The sequence below is a fragment of the Ruminococcus flavefaciens MA2007 genome (genome assembly GCF_000621845.1).
Classification (GTDB): domain Bacteria; phylum Bacillota; class Clostridia; order Oscillospirales; family Ruminococcaceae; genus Ruminococcus; species Ruminococcus flavefaciens_E.
On the sequence record NZ_JHXF01000008.1, the window covers coordinates 138227 to 157921 of the forward strand.

Genomic DNA, 19695 nt, shown 5'->3' on the forward strand with positions numbered 1-19695 from the left:
AGTATCATGATACCAGCCATTACAAGTATCAGTATCCTCATTGCTGTGGATTTTTTCGGTCCTGTGCTTTTGCTCATTTATATCACCTCTCAGTGTCTTTTCTTCATGCGCTTTTTGCGGTTGGGTATGTAGTCGGAGTAGAGCTCCGATTTTTTCTTGTTTCCGTATGCCGTCTTTTTACGGTCAAATCTCGGCTTGTCGTCGGGACGGCGGTTCCTGCGGACGCCTAAGTCTCCGCCCTTGTAGAGCTTTACCTCTACCTTGTTGCCGTTTATCTTCATGGAGTCCGTACTGTCGATGATGTACTCGCACTCTGTCTCGGGGACTTCTACAGTGGTGTGCTCGTCGAAGATATCTATCTTGCCGAAGTCCCTGCCTGTCATGCCTGTTGCGTCAACAAGGGCTCCGAGGATAAAGTTTGGAGCTATGCGGCGGTTCCTTCCGACGTTTATCACTATCTTGACCGTCTTTGCACCGCTGTTCCTGCCCTTTTTCAGAGGTCTTGCGCTCTCAAAGTCGGGCAGCGCTTCTGTCTCGGCGCGGAGCTGCTTTTCGAGAACTCTTGCGGCGGCTTCGCGGTAGTCTATGCCCTGTGAAGCCAGCCTGTCAAGGATATCGTATGCGTTGTGTCCTGCCTGAGCTTCGGTTATCTCCTTTATCATGGACTCCTTTTTCATGGCGATGATATCGGATTTCTCGGGGATGGGCATTTCCCGTATCTCTGCGTGGGTGTACTTCTCGATAGCGCGGAGGTCAAAAAGCTGACGTCTGCCGCTGATAAGTGTGTAAGCCGTACCTGTTCTGCCTGCGCGTCCTGTTCTGCCGATACGGTGAATGTAGTATTCGTTGTCCTGGGGCAGGTCGTAGTTGAATACAGCGTCAACTCCGCTGACGTCGATACCGCGGGCGGCTACATCAGTAGCAACAAGTATCTCAGCAGCCTTGTTCTTGAAGCTGTTCATTACCTGTGTACGCTGTATCTGCTTCATGTCGCCGTGAAGTCCTGCTGCATGGAAGCCGCTTTTGACGAGCTCCTCAGTGAGCTGGTCTACCATGACCTTGGTGTTGCAGAAAACCATTGCGGAGGCTGGTTTGTATGCCGCAAGGAGGAGCTTTAAAGCGTCGGTCTTGCGTCCCATAGCTACCTCAAAGTAGAACTGCTCTATGAGCTCCACTGTTTTCTGTGCGGACTTTATCTTGATATGTACGGGATCATGCTGATATTTCTCGGTGAGAGCCATTATCTCCTTGGGCATTGTTGCTGAAAAGAGAACGGTCTGTCTGTCCTCGGGAACGTCTGCAAGTATTGACTCGATGTCCTCGCGGAAGCCCATGTTCAGCATTTCGTCAGCCTCGTCGAGAATGACTGTGCGGATATTTTCAAGCTTCAGTGTCCTCCTGCGGATATGGTCCATGACACGTCCGGGAGTTCCTATGATTATACTTGCTCCGCGCTTCAGCTCGTGTATCTGTTTTTCCATGCTTGCGCCGCCGTATACTGCGGAGGTCTTTACGCCCTCCTTGAATTTGGCGAATTTGCGAATTTCCTCGGCTGCCTGCATAGCAAGCTCACGGGTGGGGCAGAGGATAAGCACAACTGCGCACCTGTGGTCGGCTTCGGTTATGCTCTCCACGGCAGGTATGCCGAAAGCGGCTGTCTTTCCAGTACCTGTGTTGGAGCGTCCCACAACGTCGCGTCCCTCAAGAAGCAGGGGGATACTCTGCTGCTGTATCTCTGTCATCTCCGTATATCCCAGCTCGTCAACGGCACGGAGAAGCTCCTGCGATAAATTCAGTTCATTAAAATGCATTTTGTTACCTTTCTTTCTTCACTCATTAATTACAATACTCTTTATAATAGCACAAAAACGTGAAAAGGTCAAGTGTAAAAGGTGAATGATGAGACGAAAAAAAGAGCATTTTGAGCGTAAGCAGTTCTTATGTAATAAAAAATCGCAGTATCGTAAGAGTAAACCGTCTGTAAAAAGAAAGCGAGCCTGCGAGCACCAACGTAGTTGGGCGCACAGGCTCTGCATTAATGTATATGTTACGATTTATAAATTGTTTCATGCGCGAAAAACAAATCGCGCCCCAGTTTTACTGAGACGCGAATATGCCTGCGGGGGCTCCCCGCTGAGCGCAGTGGGTGGGATTCGAACCCACGTCCCTCAAGGGGCATCATGATTTCGAGCAAATTATAAAACTTCCCATTTGGTCACTTATCGTCTTAAAAAAATGCCGTTTTTCCCTGATTTTGAGCACTTTTCTGCGAGAATTCGGAAATTTGCGAGAAAACTGCGAGAAAACTGCGAGAAATTCAGCCGACTAAAGTGAAAAAATGAAAGGAAAAAGTGACCATGAACAAGGAAGAAAAACGTAAGGAATTAGAGCGGATGCTCAGAAGATGTCCCGAGATATTATCACCGATAAAAGCAGCCAGGTGGTCTCCGCTTGGAAAGAACAGAGTCTACGAGCTAATACACAGCGGCGAGCTTCGCTCCTTTGTGTATCAGGGCGGATACATACTGAGCAAGGACGACCTCATCGACTACCTGCTCGAGCACTGCGATGACGAGCCTGCACGTTCGATAAAGCGAGGCGGCAAGAATGAGTGATTACAGCTACCTGTACGATGAGTTCCCCGAAGTGATATCAGGAGAACAGCTGCGAAAGATACTCCATATCAGCAAGCGGAAGTGTGCGTGGCTCCTTCAAAGCGGTGCTATTCCCTGCATTGACAGCTGCCAGAAAACTCGCCGATACGCTGTGAATCTCGATGACGTTATCGAATATATAATACGGACTGAGAACACAGCAGAAAGGGTTCAGCCGCAGCGACCACCAGAGTGCTTCCGAGAACAGCTGAACGATGTGTGGTTCGATGTGCCTGATGTGCTGACTATCACAGAGGTGTCAGCCATAACAGGCTACACTCCAAATGCTGTGGACCGCTGGATAGTGAAAGGCAGTCTCCGCTCGGTAATAGTGCAGACAGGACTAATAACCTGCCGCGAATGGCTCATCGACTTCTACTGCGGTGACGGATACAACATCGTGAATAAGGTCGATAAGCACCAGGAACTGCTTAGGAAACTCATATAATTCAAACGCTCAGGAAGTCCCTGAGCGTTTCTTTTTGTCAGTCTGCAAGTGTTGTGATCTTAGTCGGTAACTTGGTCGCTAACTTGGTCGGTCGAGCGACTAACATTCTTCATATCTTTCAATTTCCATTGTCAAATTCAAACCTTGTCAAATATACCGTTTTGAAGGATGTTCTCCAATGCTGAAACCGCCGTATTATATGAAACAGCTTCAAACAGCAAAGGGACTGTTATTGTATCGTAATCCTCTTTATAGGTTTTCTTATCAATGACCTCTCGGAGGATCTCGGTCACATTTTTACCGTTCTGAACTGAAAGGCACATCTTATGTGGTCTGCGCTCTTCAGCGACAGATAATGCAAGCTCTTTCAGCGTATCATCTACCGTTACAATCTCAGACAGCTTGTAAATATCGTAGATGTGCCTTGAATGCTCAGTAGTGGTATTCAGCAGATAGTAATCCGCCAGAGCATACATTTTGTCGATCATTGTACGTTCAGCGGTCTGAACATTAAGCGTAAAAGGCTCTAAATCATATTGCTTAATAAAATCACCATAACCGTTTTCGTGAAGATATTGATAGATCAGGCTGTCTGCTGACATTACCTTCGTTGGATAAGCTCTTTGATATATAGCAGTTTCGACGATAAGCTGTTCCTTCAGGTAAGCAGCTGATAGTGACGTGGGATAGTCGATAATATAACGGTTATAGTCACGTCGGCTTTTGACTGCATCAGGGTTGGTAAGCTCAAACTCTAAATCATTGATTATTTGGATTATATTTGCTTTGAGCTGCCTTCTTTTTCGTTCAGGCGGTTTTATTTCGGACTGTAAATTAAGGTCAATATCCTCGGAAAAACGCTTTATAATATGATAGCACTTTGACAATGACGTGCCGCCTTTGAAAACAATATCCGGCATAACAGCGGCGATTCTTTTCAGAAAAAGCGTTACAAAATAGTCCTTCTCAACTATCTCTGCCTTGACTTCGAGATATTCAGAGGTTCGCAGGACAAGCTGCTCAAAGGTATCCTTTTTGTTATGCAACATAATAGATCACTCCGCTTTCTATGAGATTTCGCAAAGCCTTGTCAGGAAAAAACGGCGCATATTTTGTAACAAGTTCCTGAGAAATATTACATTTTCTGATCCAGTTTTTGATGACAGCTTTTCTTTCATCGTCAAAATAGCCCGATGAGGTGCTGTTCATCATTTCAAGGAACTGCAAAACGAATATATTGTCATTATCTATTGTAACTCTTGCCTTTCGCAAAATAACTTCCTGATTTCCAATTTTAACTCTGCGGAGCTTTGAATTTTCGTTGTTTGTTTGGATTTCTGGAATATTCGGCATCTGCGTAGAAAGACCTGCCTGTTGCAATGCAGTAATTCCGGTGTAAAACCCGATTCGCTTTCCTTTTTCGGATAAATACTTTCGCTCAATGATCCTGTTTGGATTCAGAATACTGTTTCCAAACGGTGTTTTGATAGGGATATAGTAGATACCTCTTTCGTAGCGAATGATCTGGCCGCTGTCACAGAGCTTGGCAAGCTCTTTTTTGAGCCAGATATCAGAGTAATCCTTATAACGAATATCCGAAAGGAATATCGGTTCATTCTTACCAAACGTTTCAAGAAGATAATCATACAGCATATTCAGCACCTCCCATGTTGTACTGAATTCATTATACCATATTCGACTCTACAAGTCAATAGGAATATATTTTTGAAATTTAATCTAAGTGTTTCTTAGTATTGGCGGAAAAGCTCAAAGTTTGGAACGCAAATCGATCATAGTGATGGTATATGTGCCGAGAGCAAAAATCAAGGTTATCACTCGAAAGGCAGAAGAAAACAAGTTTATCCGTGATGCTATCGACCGTGAGAATATGAAGCTCACAAGCAAGGCACTGAATATTCTGACCAAGTACGGCGTGACCGCAGATGAGGCGAAAAGTGCCGCAGTTTCCGCATTCAGTGAAAGGGTAAAATTTGTACAGGAGCTTAACAGCCTTGCTAAAGAAATCAGGGAGTGTGAGGAGAAAGTAGAGCTGATCAAAAAACTTCGTGAGGTCAGACCATACCATGAGGAATTCAAGGCACTTGAAGGTCGGAAAAAGGAAAAATATAAAAAAGATCACAGCGGTTCCCTTCAGGAATACTATGATCTTACACAAGAAATATTGAAATGGTATACGAACGGGCATACCCCGACCGCTGAGAATCTCGAAAAGAAAATCGAAGTCCTTACCGCCCAGCGTTCACAGAAAAATGCTGAATACAGGGCTGCCGATCAGAAAGCGAGAGAGTTATCCGAAGCATCAAGAGAGATAGAAGAATTCCTGCGTCAGGAGCAGCGCCGTGATCAGCAGAAGAAGGAGATAACCGGCGACGAGATAAACGAGTACTACGCTTACCTCAGAGCCAAAGGTCTGAAAGGCACAAGCTGTCAGCGGCACCATTCGCTCCTGCACCTTGCATTCAAATCTGCAATGAAGCGTCGTATCATTCCGACAAATCCCGTAGATCAGGCTGACCGCCCAAAGTCGGTGCAGTTCATCGGGAACTACTATAACGCTGAGGAAATAAAGCAGCTCATCGACTGCTCAAAGAACGATCCGCTGCACATAGTAATCGTTATAGCTGCATATTACGGACTTCGCCGAAGCGAGGTAATCGGACTTAAATGGTCGGCGGTGGATTTTGTAGGCAAGACCATAAGCATCAAGCACAAGGTCCTTCAGGACGAGGACGGAGTTGCAGACTACGATGTTATGAAAACAAAGTCGTCGTACAGAACGCTTCCGCTGATACCCGTAGTCGAGCAGGCACTCATCGCCGAGCGTGAGCATCAGGCAGAGATGAAGAAGGCATTCGGCAGAGGCTACTGCAAGAAGTACGAGGACTATATCTGCGTAGACGCTTTGGGAGAGCTGATACGTCCCAACTATGTGTCAGATCACTTCCCCATAGTGCTCCGCAAGAACGGTCTGCGGAAGATACGATTCCATGACCTGCGGCACAGTTGTGCCAGCTTGCTCCTTGCAAACGGAGTGCAGATGAAGCTGATACAGGAGTGGCTTGGTCACAGCGACATAGGTACGACCAGCAACGTGTACAGCCATGTGGACAGCGAAAGCAAGAAGCTGAGTGCCGAGGCGATAGCTAAAGCGTTGGCAATATGAGAATAAGGTCAATCATAAACCTCTACGCAGTAATTAACGATATAATCTTCTCCTAATTCTTCTACCAATTTTTGATAGGCAATTTTAGAACGGACTTTAAAAGAATCTTTATGCTCATTATTCCAAGGAGAAGGGTTTTGAGGAGTGTCCCAATCTAAAGCGGTCTGATACTCCTCACCTAACTCTAATAAAAGTGATTTTAAAGAATCAGAGAGTCCGAGATTATCAAATGATATAGGTCCGGCACCAAATTTATCAAATGATTTCTGATTTTTACACCATATACTGGCACAATCTGCTCCCCATTCAAAAAAGAAATTCAATTCGTATTTCATTACGTTCACCTCAGATAGCATATGAGCCCCTGAACTGCTTTGTTCAGGGGCTCATACATAAAACTTGGCGCAGTGGGTGGGATTCGAACCCACGTCCCTCAAGGGGCATCATGATTTCGAGTCATGTCCGTTATGACCACTTCGATACCACTGCGTATTTAATTTAACTATAAAACTGCGAGAAAACTGCGAGAAAGCCAATTGCAAACGCAACTGCGAACACCGCCGAAACCACGCAGAAAAGGGATAAATCAAAGTGCGGCACGCTCAGAAACGACTATGTTTCGAGTCATGTCCGTTATGACCACTTCGATACCACTGCATAAAATCACTATAATATTATATCACACTGACTGAGCAAAATCAAGGGAATTGTAAAAAAATAATATTATAACAAAAAGAGCAGAGGAACTTCCCTGCTCTTTGCATTATTTCGTAAGAAGGAACATTCTTCCGCTGAACGGCGGAATATCCATGCTCAGCCTGCCATTTTCGCAGAAAAACTTAGTATTGCCGTGGGGCGTAGTGCCGCTGTAGAGCTGGTCGTCGGAATCTATCAGAAGCTCCGCCTTGTACTCCTCGCCGATACGGACCGAATAACCAGCCTGAAACCAGTCGGAAAAGTTAAAAACTGCCAGTACATCGCCGTCAGCGGACTTCCTGCGTATAGCATAAACGCACCGCTCAATGGCATTGCAGTCCGACCACTCGAAATTTGTAACGTCATAGTCATAATGGAGCGCACTGTGCTCCAGATATATCGCATTCAGCTTCTTTATGTACTCACGGAAGGAATCGTGGAGCGGATATTTCAGCATATCCCAGTCCTGCTGCCGCTTTTCGTCCCACTCGCGGAGCTGCGCAAACTCGCTGCCCATGAAGTTCAGCTTCTTGCCCGGGTGAGCTATCATGTACATGTAAAGAGCCCTTGCCTGTGGAAACTTCTCCTGATACTGACCGTTCATTTTCTGCGCCACAGTAGCCTTACCGTGAACAACCTCGTCGTGAGACAGTGGCATGATGAACCGCTCGTTGTAGAAATACAGCATTGAAAAAGTCAGCTTGTGGTAATCTCTTGAACGGTACATAGGAGCGCTCTGAAAGTACTCCAGCGTATCGTGCATCCAGCCAAGGTCCCACTTGTAATCGAAGCCCAGACCGCCTGCAAACACGGGAGCCGTCACTCTCGGATATGACGAGGAGTCCTCGGCAGCTATGATAGCCGTATCGTGCCTTGCTTTAAGACCGCTGTTCATGGATTTGAGGAACTGGATAGCATTCTTGTTCTCGCCGCGGCGCTCATCACCGTTCCAGTATATCATATTGCGTACTGCGTCCATGCGCAGACCGTCGAAGTGATAAACGCTGAGCCAGTAATTCGCCGCAGACTGGATAAAAGAACGCACTTCGCCCTTGGAGTGGTTGAAATTGCGGCTTCCCCATTCGTTATAGCCGATATCGTCGCTGGGGTATTCATAGAGCTTAGTTCCGTCGTATTCAGTGAGCCCGTAGTGATCAACGGCGAAGTGAACAGGCACGAAATCCACGATAACGCCGATGCCTTTTTCATGGCATTTATCCACCAGCTCCATAAGCTCCTTGGGAGTACCGTATCGTGCGGTAGGAGCGAAAAATCCCGTACTCTGATAGCCCCAAGATTCGTCGCAGGGGTGTTCGCTGAGGGGCATGAGCTCGATATAGTTATATCCCATTTCGCAGACATAGTCGATAAGTTCTTCTGCTATTTCGTTGTAGCCGAACCAGCCCTCCTCGTCCTCGTCGGAGCGCCTTTTCCACGAACCGAGGTGGACTTCATAGATATTCAGCGCTCTGTCAAGGCATACCGAGCGCTTGGTCAGCCATTCCTTATCGCTGAACTCAAAGCCTGTGATATCCCGTATCACCGAGCAAGTTCCGGGACGAAGCTCCATACCGAAGCCGTAGGGATCGCAGTGGTCGATGAAATTGCCTTTTTTGTCGTAGATACGGTACTTGTACCGCATACCCTCTTCCGCCTCGGGAACGCAGAGCTCATAGAACCGCTCGTCCTCGACAGGCTTCATGGGGATATCCTCCCACTCGCTGAAATCGCCTATTACCGACACCTTTGACGCATTGGGCGCATAGGTGCGGAACACCGTTCCCTCGTTGCTTACGTGAGCGCCGAGATACTCATAGGCTTCAAACTCATTACCCTCATAAAATTTTCTTATGTCCATACTATCAACTCCAAAAGTCAGATACCCCTTTTTGTTGATTATATCACGATATACGGGCAAAGTCAATGCTGTAGAATTGACCAAAAAGCAGTTGCCGAAGCTATACAAAATAACTATTAACTTTACCGCTTTGCGCCTGCAAATCGTTGAAATGCCGTGTTGACACTTTCTCGGCTTAGTGGTATAATTTAAGAGGAATTTTACACGTTTCAGGGAGATGAAAAGCATGAAAAACACCTTTGGTTCAAGCGTTTCAATAACAGTTTTCGGCGAGAGCCACGGCACAGCTATCGGAGCTGTACTTGACGGCTTAGCTTCAGGCATAGAGGTCGACGAGGAGTTCATCGCACAGCAGATGAAGCTCCGCCAGTCTGTGGGAGCTCTTTCCACACCACGCCGCGAGGGCGACAAGGTAAGGATAGTCAGCGGAGTCTTCAACGGCAGGACAACAGGTACGCCCATAACATTTATTATAGAGAACGAGGACACACGAAGCAAGGATTACGGTGAGCTCGCCTACAAGGCTCGTCCCGGACACGCTGATTACTCAGCGCAGATGAAGTACCACGGCTTTCAGGATTTCCGCGGCGGCGGGCACTTCTCGGGCAGGATAACCGCAGGCGTTGTTGCAGCAGGAGCTGTAGCAATAAGCGCTCTCCGCAAAAAGGGCATAAAGATAGCGACTCATATCCTGTCCTGCGGCGGAGTTTTTGACCGCTCATTCGAGGATATAAACGCAGATATCGACAGGCTCAATACTATGGAGTTCGCAGTGCTTGACGACGAAAAGGCACAGGCTATGCAGGCTGCCATAACAGCCGCAAAGGAAGAGGGCGACAGCGTTGGCGGACGCCTTGAAACTATCGTTACGGGAGTTCCGGCAGGCGTTGGCGAGCCGTGGTTCGACACTATCGAGAGCGTTCTCTCTCATGCACTTTTCGGTATCCCTGCGGTCAAGGGAGTCGAATTCGGCGCAGGCTTTGCAGCTGCTGATATGCGCGGAAGCCAGTGCAACGACAGCTTCAGAACAGAAGGTGGAGCTCTCACTGCTCCTACCAACAATAACGGCGGCATCCTCGGCGGCATAACCACAGGTCTGCCCATACTTTTCAGAACTGCCATAAAGCCTACTCCGTCAATTTACAAGGAGCAGCAGACCATAGATATGCGCACTATGGACAACACCACATTGCAGATAAAGGGACGTCACGATCCTGCTATCGTTCACCGCGCAAGAGTAGTTGCGGACAGCATAACCGCACTTGTGCTCTGCGACCAGCTTTCACAGCGCTTCGGCACAGACTGGCTTGCAGCTAATTCATAATGCGTAATGAATAATTAATGTGTCGGCATCTGCCGACACATTTTAATATCAGAAGAATAACATGAAATACACTTCGCAGCAAAGGAGCAGCTTTATGATAACATTTGAGGATTTTGCAAACACAGCAGGCGGAACTCTCCGAATCGACTGGGAGCTTGCAGAAACAGCTCTCGGATTTACACTGCATGAGGGACTGAAAAGCTTCTATTCAAGAGTACTTTGCGGTCAGCAGCAAAATATCGAGGGCAGATACTTCCTCGAAGAATCGCATTTTGCTCCTCCGCCAAACGCTGAGTATTCCACATGGACGGAGCTCCTTGCAGGTGAGCTTTATTTCTATCTGTACCCTCTGCAAACATTGGATAACTGCGAAAACGCCATTCTTTCAGTCTTTACGGAATGGACAGGGGGCTATGATATGGGGCGCCGCGCTCGTATAGGCTCAATAGACGCAAGTGTGGGAGAGATACTGCTGTTATTCAATAATGATACAGGCGAGATCGAATGGAACGATCCGGGGTACGGTCACTTCGAGGTGTACGAGGAAAATCCCTACGGTATCTTTGCAGAGGATATTGAGCTTTTCTTAGCCAAGCTGTCCCAACGCAGACAAAATGCATAAGGAGAATAATATGAAACTCGGACTTCGCCGCGTCGCAGTAGCAGTTGAGCCCCATGACCGGCAATGGGAAGTTGCTGCACAGCAGACTATAGCGCAGCTTCGTGAAATACTCGGGGACACCGCTGTGGATATACAGCATATCGGCAGCACATCTGTCAGAAATATCTGCGCAAAGCCAATAATCGACATAGCTGTGGGAGTTCGCTATTTCAGTGATATTCTTGAGAAGAATGAAATACTTGAAAAAATGGCTTCATCTTCCGCGGACAGGACGTCCCACAACAGTATCTCTTTGTCTGCGGAGATGAGGATTCCAGAACTCACCATATCCACACGGTCATCTATGACTCCGAAGCGTGGAACAACTACATAAATATGCGCGATTACCTTAACTGCCACAACGAGGAGGCGCAGGCGTACTCAAAGCTGAAAGAAAAACTTGCAAGGCAGTATCCCGACGACAGGAACAGATACACGGAACTGAAAAGCGGACTTATAGCTGAAATACTGAAAAAAGCCCACGATTGGCGCTGCAAATCATAATATACATCTGCAATGAACGCTGTACTGCATTTGATAAGAATGCTGATATTAAGAAAGCTCCGCTTCGGCGGAGCTTTTACTGTTATGTTGATAATTATCGCACCAAATACTCACTTATCACTGGAATCATCCTTTGCTTTTCGGTATTCCGAGGCTGTTCTGCCTTTTTTCTTGCGGAAAAGCTTCATAAAATGTGATGCGTCGGGATAACCGCATTTTTCAGCTATCTCGCTTACGCTGAGAGAAGTGCTTGCCAGCAGTCTTTCCGCAAGGGCAAGCCTTGCTGAGATAACATCGGCGTTGAAGCTGATATCCAGAAATTGTCGGTACAAATGCTGAAAGTAGGAGGTGCTTATGCCTATTTTTGCTGAGGCTGTCTCGGCTGTCCATTCAAGCTGAGGCTCCTCATAGACGTTGTAGCGGAGCTCCCGTATTTTTGCAAGGTAGGCGCTGCTTCTGTCGCCTGCGGAGTTTCGTGTAGCTTCAAGCCTTTCCTCAAGCTGGGCTATCATATCCGTGGGAGCTGTACTGCTGTCGGTAACTGCGGATAAGCGCCGAAGCTTAGCAAGGATACTCACATTCTGCTGTGCTTCTGTCATTTTGAGGTTGGATTTCAGAGCGTTTACGAAGAGCTGTTCGGGAAAGTCCGAATCGTCGCATTTGCCTATTATTATGAACTCCTCGCTGCCTGTTCTTGCGGCAAGTTCGCCCCTTGCGCAGGATAGGTTGACTGCCTGTGCAAAGGAGACTATTATCTGTCTCACGTACTCGCTGCCGTACTGTCCGCGGAGCTGTTCCGCTCTCTCGATACAGTAGATAACGCCGTAGTATCGCTGTTCGGGGCTGAGAGTATCGGTTCGGGAGATAAGTCCCTTGCGGCTGAAAAGTCCCGTGAGGATATCACGCTCGGAGAGCCGCTGTATTTTCTCGTTTAGGGACTTCTCGTAATCAAGCATACGTATTCGCTCTATGGAGTTGGCGGCGACCTGACAGAATTCCCCGTAGTATTGCTCGAAAACGACTGTTTCCCTGTAGCGGCGGACGCAGTAGCCGAAGTTCCTGTCGAGGTAGTGCAGGGGAGTGCATATGTATGCGGCAGGCTCGTCGGAGAGCTCCTGCTGAGGAATCAGCGTATCGAGGGAGAATTTCCTCGGAGTGATATCGCTTTTTCCGTTGGAATATGCTATGCGGCAAAGCATTTTCTTTGTGTAGCCGCTGTTTGTGCTTTCCTCGTCATTGCATAGACAGAGGAAAAAGTCGCTGCGGAAGTCCATGAGGTAGGCGTTCTGCGCAAGGACAATGGCACATTCTTCCATGTTTTTGACGTTGTTCATCATAGAGGAGTAGTTGCTGTGCATGAAGATACCCATGCTCATGTCTCTTGCGAACATCTTCTCGCTGATAGCGGCGTCTCCCGAGGTATTTGCCTTGCAGCCGCAGCTTGCTCCCGTCTTAACGGCAGGGCGGACTTCTATGCGCTGTGTGGGAGCTTCTCCGCTTATGAGCTCATGCAGGCGGCATATGGCTTCGATACCGTTTTCCCTGAACGCATTGCCGAATGTGGTGAGGGAGGGCTGATAGCTGCTGACATCGGGGTTTCCGTCGTAGCCGCCTACGGCTATGTCATCGGGGACGTTTATGCCGTTTTCGGCAAGGGACAGGCAGAGCTGCAATGCCATGAAGTCGTTGCCGCAGACTATGGCTTCGGGACGTTCTATCTCGCCCTTTGCGATTCGTGCTGCGAAGTCCTTTGCATAGTTCACCCAGAAGTCGCCGTAGAAGATGTAGTCCTGACGGAATGGTATGCCGTTTTCTGTGAGGGCGTCGCGGTAGCCCTCGATACGCTGGTCTGAGTGTATTATCTTTTCGGGACCGCTGAGACAGTATATCTTTTTAAAGCCGTGAACCTTTATGAAGTGCTCGGTGAGCTGTCGGAAGTTCTCTCTGTTGTTTTGCAGGCAGCTCTCAAAGCGGTCACTTACATAGTCGAGAGCAATGACGGGTATGCCCTTTTCGCAGAGCATATCCTCCAGCTTTTTGGACAGGGAGCGGCTGTAGAACGAGCCTAAGTCGATAACGGCTCCGTCTAAGCTGAGCTGCTTTATGAGAGTGTAGATATTCTCGTCGCCTTTCAGGTGTTCGGTCTCGTTGTCGAAGTTTACGAAATGGGTAAGCACAACAAGGTCATAGCCGAGGGCGGCGGACTGCCGCGACAAGGCTTCGATAAGGCTGGTCTGGTAGAGCTTTTCCACATTTACGGTTATGAAAGCTATGCGTTTTCTCACGGGCATCACCTCTTTACCTGATTATAACATAAAGCAGGGGAGAAATCAACTGCAAAAAGCTGAAAAGTACATAAATTGAGTTGGAATTTTCATTGAATTTTACATCTTGTTGCTCTATAATAAAATCAACATGATATGAACGCGGTTAAACGCAAAGTTGAGAATTGAGAGTTGAGAGTTGAAAGTTGCGGTGTCGCCTTTGCGGCGACGTTATTTAAATGATATGAGCGCAGCGAACACATAAACTCTAAACTCTTCACTTTCAACTCTAAACTATAAAAGAAGGGAAGTTTTATCATGAATAGTTTCTTCAAAAAGAGCTGGTCTGTGGCACTTGCAGCTGTTACTCTCGCTTCATCTGCTATGGGAAGCCCCATTTTCACCACCTCCGCTGTAAGCGTTAGTATCCAGCAGTATGCAGGTGAAACCAGCAGCGACAATTACAGCGCTTCTGCCGCAGCAGCAAGCTCCGACATAAACGTTACCGATATCGGCGATTTTTCAGTACCGCTCCTTACAAGCAATAAGGTGGCTGCTGCCGATTACAATATTCCCAACCTCAATATCCCTGCAAAGTCAGTTCCCGAGACTGAGGGCATAAAGTTCGTAAAGGATATGCGCCTCGGCTGGAATCTCGGCAACACTATGGACGCTATCGACGATACAGGCTGGGTAGGCAGCGAAATGGGTATCGAGACCTGCTGGAACGGCGGCTACAAGACCTCCAAGAAGATGATAGACACCGTTAAGGCAGCAGGCTTCAGAACTGTTCGTATCCCTGTTTCATGGCACAACCACGTTGACAGCAACTATCAGATATCGAAGCAGTGGATGGACAGAGTTCAGGAGATAGTTGACTACGCTGTTGACAACGATATGTACGTTATCCTTAACGTTCACCACGATAACGACGCTAAGTATATGTACCCCGATACTGCTCATTATAACCAGTCCAAGAAGTACATGACTACTGTATGGTCACAGATAGCAGAGCGCTTCAAGGACTACGACAACAAGCTCATTTTCGAGACCATGAACGAGCCACGTCTTATCGGTCATCAGAATGAGTGGTGGATAAATCCCTCCAACGCTGACTGTATCGACGCTATAAAGACTATCAACAAGCTCAATCAGGACGTTCTCGACACTATCCGTTCATCAGGCGGAAATAACGGCACAAGATACGTTTCAGTCCCCGGCTATGACTGCTCCGTTGACGGCGCTACAAATGAGAACTTCCAGATACCTACAGACAAGGTACAGAACAGACTTATCGTAGCTGTTCATGCATATCTGCCTTACGGCTTCGCTCTCGCTGAGGAAAGCGACTCACAGAGCGTAAACAAGTTCAACATCAACACAGACACAGGCGAGATAAATCAGGCTTTCGACAAGGTATACCAGAAGTACACTTCAAAGGGTATCCCTGTTTACGTCGGTGAGTACGGCGCAAGAGAAAAGGGCAACAACGTTCAGGACAGAGTTGACTGCGCTGCTTACTTCACAGCTTATGCTTCATCAGTTGGCGTTACCTGCTGCTGGTGGGACGATATCAGCTTCATGCTCCTCGACAGATCAAACTGCACATGGAAGCGTCCCGAGATAGTTGCTGCTATCAACAAGTACGCAAGAGGAAACGCTGAGTCAACTATCGTTACATCAGTTACTAACCTCAATGAGATAGTTACTACAACTACTTCTGCTAATGTTTCCGAGAGCGACAAGATATACGGAACAGAGGCAGGCAACGGCATGGTATCATTTGGTACGAGCATTGGCGAAACTGCTTTCGTTGACGTTCAGTTCGCAGGCAATACAAACTTCATGAACGGCTGTCTGGGCTTCTCACCGCAGCTCAACGGCAAGAGCTACTGGGTATCATACGTATGGGAGGCTAAGAAGTCAGGCATCATCACTCTCGATATGAACAATCCAAAGCAGGTAATGGACGTTTCAACTGAGCCTTCCGAGGCTGTTACAGACGCTGATATAAAGAAGCAGCTCATCGAGAACATCAAGAAAGAAAAGTCCGCGCTCTTACAAGCTTGGTACGCTTCCGACAAGTCAGGCAAGGAGATATCTCCTGCTGACACAGGCGCTACAAGCATAAAGGCATTCATCATTTCTTCAAACGGCACTCAGCAGACAACAACAACTACAACAACTGCTACAACTACAACCACATCCGAGACAACAACATCAACTACAACTTCCACTTCAACTTCAACATCTACATCAACTACGACAACTGTAACTTCGACTGAGACTACAACAACTACTACTGTCAAGCCTGACGATAAGGCTGACAAGTACGGCGACGCAAACTGCGACGGCGAAATTGATATGTCAGACGTTGTTCTCATCATGCAGTACCTTGCAAATCCGAACAAGTACGGTCTCAACGGTTCTGACGAGAAGCACATCACAGAAAAGGGACTTCTCAACGGCGACGTTGACAAGTCAAGCGAGGGTATCACAGCAAATGATGCTCTCCGCATACAGGAGTACCTCCTCAAGAAGGTAGCTTCTCTTGATATCGCATAATGTTTTTTCATAATATGCTCCAATAGGAAAACTCCGCTGTATTAACGGTATACAGCGGAGTTTTTCATGTCTGTTTATATTAAAGAGTATAGTTGCATATTGTATGCTGTTAAGGGACGCCCTCACTTGCAGGGCGTCCCTCTTAAAAAAACAGTCCACTGGACTGTTTTTTTAATTCACCCTTGCGGAGCGCCTTCGATGCTTGGGCTTTGCCCAAACCCACCAGAGGCGCTGCCTCTGACCTTACCGGTACGTCCCCTCTGTCCTACGGACATCTCCCCATCTTATGGGGAGTCACTCCGCCAAAGGAACACAGTCCCTTTGGAATCCCACTCATATGCTTTTGAAAATTATTACGTTTATCGGTTGTTTACTGTTTCGGGATACATATCATGCTGTGAAAGGCGCTCCCATGCCATTTTCTCCCATTTTGTATCCGGCTTGCCGTAGTTGCAGTATGGATCAATGGACAGTCCGCCGCGGGGCAGGAACTTTCCCCATACCTCGATGTACTTTGGCTCCATGAGCTTTATGAGGTCTTTCATGATGATGTTCACGCAGTCCTCGTGGAAGTCTCCGTGGTTGCGGAAACTGAACAAGTACAGTTTCAGGGACTTGCTCTCCACCATTTTTTCAGCAGGCACGTAGGAGATGTATATTGTTGCAAAGTCGGGCTGACCTGTGATAGGGCAGAGACTTGTGAACTCGGGACAATTGAACTTCACGAAGTAGTCGTTGTCGGGGTGCTTGTTGGGGAATGTCTCCAGCACCGAGGGATCGTAATCGTAGGAATATTTTGTGTGCTGATTGCCGAGAATGGTGATATCGCCCTTTTCGTTGTCGGTTCTTCCGCTCATGTTTATTCTCCTTTCATGGCAGGATCGTCCATGCCGTTAGCTCTGAATGCGGCTATCCTGTCGCGGCAGGTTCCGCATGATCCGCAGGGCTTGTCGCCGCCCTCGTAGCAGCTCCATGTGAGCTCATAGGGAACGCTCAGTTTAAGTCCCTCGGCTATTACCTGAGCCTTGTTCATGCCGATAAATGGAGCAACAACGCGGAGCTCCTCACCGCTGCCGAGATATATAGCGCGGTTGATAGCGTCATTGAAGTCGCTGCTGCAATCGGGGTAAGCGTTACCTGCGGCGTCATCGCTGTGAGCGCCGTAGTATATCTCCGTACAGCCGTTTGAAAGGGCTATGCTTGCCGCAGAAGCAAGGAAAAGTCCGTTTCTGAACGGAACATATGTGGAGACGGGCTTGCCGTCAGTCTTTTTGAGCTGTTCCGCATAGGACTCCTTGGGGATATCCTCTGTTGAGCCGCTGAGCAGTGAGCAGTCGCTGTCCGCAAAGATAAGGGCAAGGTCGAGCTCCTTGTGCTTAACGCCGTATCCGGCGGCTATTTTGCGTGCCGCTTCAAGCTCACGGCTGTGCTTCTGTCCGTAGTAGAGGGAGAGGGCGAGAACTTCGTCTGCTCCGTATTTATTGACGGCGATACCGAGACAGGTGGTGCTGTCCACGCCGCCGCTGAAAAGAACCAGTGCTTTCATGTGTTTCTCCTTAGTCGAATTTGATGAGGTCTTTGAGCTCGGCATTTTTGCGGAACTCACCGAGATATGTGCCTGTGACAGTCTTTGCGTTGGCGTTTTTTATGCCGCGGGCTGTCATGCAGCTGTGGCTGCCACGTATCATTACTCCAACATCGGGAGTGCCTGCGGCTTCGGAGATTATCTCCGCGATGTCCCTGCCGAGGCGCTCCTGCAATTGCAGGCGCTTCGCAGCCATATCGCAGATACGGGCTATCTTGCTGAGCCCGAGGACCTTTCCCCGTGGGATATAGGCAACGTTCACGCTCATATCGTACATGAGTGCAAGGTGGTGCTCGCAGTAGCTGAATACGGTGATATCCTTCATGACCACGGCGCTGTCCATATCGGAGCTGGTGTCGGCTTCAAAGGTCTTGCCGAACATTTCGGCTATCTGATGATTGGTATAGGCAGTTCCCTCAAGGACTTCCTCAAGCATACGTGCGACACGTGCAGGAGTCTCTTTCAGTCCCTCACGCTCGGGATCCTCGCCGATAGCCTTTATAAGTCCCAGAATGTGGTATTCTATCGCTTCTCTGTCCATTAAACGCCCCTCCTTGTGGGTTCCCAGATGAATTTGTGGAGCTGTAACTGCAAGCGGACGCCGTTCATCTTGTGCTCCTCCATGAAGTCAACAATGTCCGCAGGCTCTATCTCGCCGAAAACTGGACTGATGAACACATGGCAGCGCTCGGTGAGCTTGTAAGTGTCTATGAGCTCCGCAGCCTTTTCAAGGTCTGCGATACTGCCCGAAACGAACTTGACTGTGTCGTGGCAGTCCAGAAGTCGGAAATTGTCAATGCACATGAACTCCTCCATGCCGCTGGACGGCAGCTTGTAGTCCATGGTGAATATGGGGCGGTATTCCGCAGCAGCAAGCCTTTCAAGGGAGATACTGCCGTTGGTCTCTATCTCCACGCGGCAGCCGTTCTTTATGAGAAGCTCCGCCAGTGCGCCGCATTCCTTTTGAAGCAGGGGTTCGCCCCCTGTGAGAGTTACGTTGTGTACCTCGCTTTCGGCAACCCATGCAGTAAGCTCCTCGATAGACTCATACTCTGCAGGAGCGTTTTCGGTGTTAGCCCAGCAGGTGTCGCAGTATGAGCAGCTGAGATTGCAGCCGCGGAAACGAATGAACGCCGCAAGCTCGCCTGCGTGGGCGCCTTCGCCGTTTATGCTTATGAATTTTTCAACAACAGGCAGCATTACTTTTCCTCCTCGTATATCGCGCAGTTTTCAGGTGTTTCGTATACGGTCACGCTCTTCACGGGAAGTCCCTTTTGTGTGAGGACTTCGTAGAAATCACGGGCAAAATTTTCGGCTGTGGGACGGTAGCTTACCTCGATAAGTCGGAAATCCTCGTCCCTGAGAGCGGCAAGAGTAGCGGCTTTCAGCGAGCCTGTCTCATAGATGAGAGCGTGGTCGAAGCTGTCCGCAAGAGTGCGTACCTCGCGCTTCAAATCGCCGAAATCTATTACCATGCCGCGCTTTTCGCCCTCGGCAATGAGAGCCTCCTCAGCCACACAGACCTCTATCTTCCAGCGGTGTCCGTGGATATTAGCGCACTTGCCCTTGTAGCCTGCAAGAAAATGCGCACTGTCGAACTCCGCCGACGTTTTTAGTATATACATTATCACACCTCATTTTCAGTGGTTAGTTATTAGTGATCAGCAGAAAGTGGAGGCGGTCGAGCTGTTTCAGCTCAAAATAAAATATGCGCCTGCCCAATATTAAGCAGACGCACCTGTCCTCCAATTATGTGCAGTAGACCTGCACTTTTACACAGTATCCCTGTGTACACAGATGCCCTGGTTTTATTTAACGACAGGATGGCGCAAACGAACTGTCGGGTAGTTATACCAATATGCACTACATATTATATCATCAAAAAAGCCGCCTGTCAAGCTGTTTTTATTGACAAACGGGGCGTTTTGAGTTATAATTTTACTATGATGTGA

At 48.2% G+C, this 19695-nt stretch carries 17 protein-coding genes, 1 tRNA gene and 1 pseudogene; 7 read left to right on the top strand and 12 right to left on the bottom strand.

From position 1 onward, the window contains the following. Positions 1-89 precede the first annotated feature (89 nt). Positions 90-1811 (bottom strand): DEAD/DEAH box helicase, encoded by a 1722-nt coding sequence (locus T497_RS0104910; protein ID WP_028514662.1) that lies wholly within the window; start codon positions 1809-1811, stop codon positions 90-92. 546 nt (positions 1812-2357) lie between these two features. Here T497_RS0104910 and T497_RS0104915 point away from each other — a divergent pair. Further along, entirely contained in the window at positions 2358-2615 is a 258-nt protein-coding gene (locus T497_RS0104915) for a helix-turn-helix domain-containing protein (RefSeq protein ID WP_028514663.1), read from the top strand. Further along, a complete protein-coding gene (locus tag T497_RS17380; protein ID WP_028514664.1) occupies positions 2608-3102 on the top strand; it encodes a hypothetical protein in 495 nt (164 codons plus the stop codon). The genes T497_RS0104915 and T497_RS17380 overlap by 8 nt, the downstream gene beginning before the upstream one ends. A gap of 137 nt (positions 3103-3239) precedes the next feature. On the opposite strand, the gene T497_RS0104925 is transcribed toward T497_RS17380, so the two are convergent. Both T497_RS0104925 and T497_RS0104930 read right to left on the bottom strand, forming a co-directional pair. Beyond that, entirely contained in the window at positions 3240-4151 is a 912-nt protein-coding gene (locus tag T497_RS0104925; RefSeq protein ID WP_028514665.1) for a nucleotidyl transferase AbiEii/AbiGii toxin family protein, read from the bottom strand. Further along, entirely contained in the window at positions 4141-4755 is a 615-nt protein-coding gene (locus tag T497_RS0104930) for a DUF6088 family protein (protein WP_028514666.1), read from the bottom strand. Before T497_RS0104930 ends, T497_RS0104925 begins: the two co-directional genes overlap by 11 nt. A 121-nt stretch (positions 4756-4876) precedes the next feature. Between T497_RS0104930 and T497_RS17385 the strand changes: the two genes are divergently transcribed. Next, positions 4877-6286, top strand: a complete 1410-nt coding sequence (locus T497_RS17385) for a tyrosine-type recombinase/integrase (protein WP_155266844.1) — start codon at positions 4877-4879, stop codon at positions 6284-6286. An 8-nt stretch (positions 6287-6294) separates the two neighbouring features. Here T497_RS17385 and T497_RS15865 read toward each other — a convergent pair whose 3' ends face one another. The 3 genes from T497_RS15865 to glgB form a co-directional block, all read right to left on the bottom strand. After that, on the bottom strand, positions 6295-6621 hold the full coding sequence (locus T497_RS15865) for a hypothetical protein (RefSeq protein ID WP_155266845.1): 327 nt from the start codon (positions 6619-6621) through the stop codon (positions 6295-6297). A gap of 65 nt (positions 6622-6686) precedes the next feature. Next, positions 6687-6775 (bottom strand) — tRNA-Ser (locus T497_RS0104950). A 274-nt stretch (positions 6776-7049) separates the two neighbouring features. After that, positions 7050-8840 (bottom strand): 1,4-alpha-glucan branching protein GlgB, encoded by a 1791-nt coding sequence (gene glgB, locus T497_RS0104955; RefSeq protein WP_028514667.1) that lies wholly within the window; start codon positions 8838-8840, stop codon positions 7050-7052. A 226-nt stretch (positions 8841-9066) separates the two neighbouring features. Here glgB and aroC point away from each other — a divergent pair, with 226 nt between their 5' ends. The 3 genes and pseudogenes from aroC (at position 9067) to T497_RS15870 (ending at position 11329) form a co-directional block, all read left to right on the top strand. Continuing rightward, positions 9067-10164, top strand: coding sequence for a chorismate synthase (gene aroC, locus T497_RS0104960; protein ID WP_028514668.1), 1098 nt, complete (start codon positions 9067-9069; stop codon positions 10162-10164). 94 nt (positions 10165-10258) lie between these two features. Beyond that, positions 10259-10786, top strand: a complete 528-nt coding sequence (locus T497_RS0104965; RefSeq protein ID WP_028514669.1) for a hypothetical protein — start codon at positions 10259-10261, stop codon at positions 10784-10786. A gap of 10 nt (positions 10787-10796) precedes the next feature. Continuing rightward, positions 10797-11329, top strand: a pseudogene (locus T497_RS15870) (GrpB family protein). A 110-nt stretch (positions 11330-11439) separates the two neighbouring features. Here T497_RS15870 and T497_RS0104975 read toward each other — a convergent pair. Further along, positions 11440-13614, bottom strand: coding sequence for a substrate-binding domain-containing protein (locus tag T497_RS0104975; RefSeq protein ID WP_028514670.1), 2175 nt, complete (start codon positions 13612-13614; stop codon positions 11440-11442). Positions 13615-13911: 297 nt separating this feature from the next. On the opposite strand from T497_RS0104975, the gene T497_RS17390 reads away from it, so the two are divergent. Next, positions 13912-16158: a cellulase family glycosylhydrolase gene (locus T497_RS17390; protein ID WP_080693302.1), complete on the top strand. Its 2247-nt coding sequence runs from the start codon at positions 13912-13914 to the stop codon at positions 16156-16158. A gap of 359 nt (positions 16159-16517) precedes the next feature. Here the strand turns inward: T497_RS17390 and queF are convergent, their stop codons facing one another. The 5 genes from queF to queD are packed head-to-tail and all read right to left on the bottom strand — an operon-like array spanning position 16518 to position 19368. Further along, a complete protein-coding gene (gene queF / locus T497_RS0104985) occupies positions 16518-17015 on the bottom strand; it encodes a preQ(1) synthase (protein WP_028514671.1) in 498 nt (165 codons plus the stop codon). A gap of 2 nt (positions 17016-17017) precedes the next feature. Beyond that, positions 17018-17704 (bottom strand): 7-cyano-7-deazaguanine synthase QueC, encoded by a 687-nt coding sequence (gene queC, locus T497_RS0104990; protein ID WP_028514672.1) that lies wholly within the window; start codon positions 17702-17704, stop codon positions 17018-17020. Positions 17705-17714: 10 nt separating this feature from the next. Next, positions 17715-18284 carry a GTP cyclohydrolase I gene (folE, locus tag T497_RS0104995; protein WP_028514673.1) on the bottom strand — a complete coding sequence of 190 codons (570 nt, stop codon included), beginning with the start codon at positions 18282-18284 and terminating at the stop codon, positions 17715-17717. Continuing rightward, a complete protein-coding gene (queE, locus tag T497_RS0105000; RefSeq protein ID WP_037324464.1) occupies positions 18284-18943 on the bottom strand; it encodes a putative 7-carboxy-7-deazaguanine synthase QueE in 660 nt (219 codons plus the stop codon). Before queE ends, folE begins: the two co-directional genes overlap by 1 nt. Then, complete coding sequence (gene queD, locus T497_RS0105005; protein WP_028514675.1) at positions 18943-19368, bottom strand: 6-carboxytetrahydropterin synthase QueD; 426 nt, start codon at positions 19366-19368, stop codon at positions 18943-18945. The genes queE and queD overlap by 1 nt, the downstream gene beginning before the upstream one ends. Positions 19369-19695: the final 327 nt, after the last annotated feature.